We start from the raw sequence: 1,130 nt of genomic DNA, 5'->3' as shown, positions 1-1,130 counted from the left end.
CCCGCCGCCATCCAAGCACGCGTCTGTGACGGACGGCTCGTGTGTGTGGCCACATTTCCCCACCACGGACGGTACGTACGTGCCGAGTCTGGTAGTCGAAATCCTAACACATCCTCCACCTCGCTGAATGTTGCCCTCCATGTCATGCCGTCCAATTGACACAGGTAATCATAGAGAGGCTCATATTTATGTCTTCGTTCACCGCTGTCTCCGAACATGAACGTCACACGCTCTTGCTGTAGGTCTACGTCCCCTATCTTATAGCCCGCCGCCATCCAAGCACGCGTCTGTGACGGACGGCTCGTGTGTGTGGCCACATTTCCCCACCACGGACGGTACGTACGTGCCGAGTTCGGTAGACGAAGTCCTAACACATCCTCTATCTCACTGAATGTTGCTCTCCATGTCATGCCGTTCAATTGACACAGGTAATTATAGAGAGGTTTATATTTATATCTTCGTTCACCGAAGTCTCCGAGGTCGATATTGAATGTCTTCTTATGGTCTGTCATCGCACCATCCCCTTATCGTTGCCGTCTCCTCCTGTGTTTTGCGCCATCCTCTCAACCCATGAGAGCATGGGTTGCATGACATAACAAGGTATAAATATAAAGGGCAATATAAAGGGCATAAAAAATTGTTGAGGCTGTTGACATTCTCTGTTGACGGGGGTATGATGGTGGTTTACATGAGGAGGGGTGAGGGGGCTGTTGTGGACAGAGTGAAGGAAGTTTTGAAGGATCGGTGGGCGCCACTTGTGCTTGTGCAAGATTGTTGTGAGGCGTCTACCTTATTGGGAAGGCATGGTCTGTTGTCTAGGAATAGGGAACGGCGTCGCCTTCCCGTTTCATCGGTTTGCGCGCTTCTCTGTGGAGCATGCGCGAACATTTAAGATGAGAGTTTGATCCTGGCTCAGAACGAACGCTGGCGGCATGCTTAACACATGCAAGTCGAACGGAAGACAACGGATTTATTCGTTGTTCTTGAGTGGCGAACGGGTGAGTAACGCGTAGGAATCTACCCTTGAGTAGGGGATAACGGCTAGAAATGGTCGCTAATACCATATAATCCTGCTAGGTGGCACTAGTAGGCAAAGGCTTCGGCCGCTGAAGGATGAGCCTGCGTCAGAT

General features: G+C 50.9%; 1 protein-coding gene and 1 rRNA gene. One reads left to right on the top strand and one right to left on the bottom strand.

Annotation, left to right across the window (positions count from 1 at the left end; all coding sequences use genetic code 11):
* Positions 1-512, bottom strand: a 512-nt coding sequence (locus tag GDA54_07110) for a hypothetical protein (GenBank protein MBC6498063.1), incomplete at its 3' end; no start/stop codon positions are given.
* A 375-nt stretch (positions 513-887) separates the two neighbouring features.
* Here GDA54_07110 and GDA54_07105 point away from each other — a divergent pair.
* Positions 888-1,130, top strand: a 16S ribosomal RNA gene (locus GDA54_07105); the annotation flags it as partial.

Source organism: Alphaproteobacteria bacterium GM7ARS4, from assembly GCA_014332745.1.
Classification (GTDB): Bacteria; Pseudomonadota; Alphaproteobacteria; order GM7ARS4; family GM7ARS4; genus GM7ARS4.
Note: the sequence above shows the minus strand (reverse complement) of the source record. Positions and strands in the feature narration are given on the sequence as shown.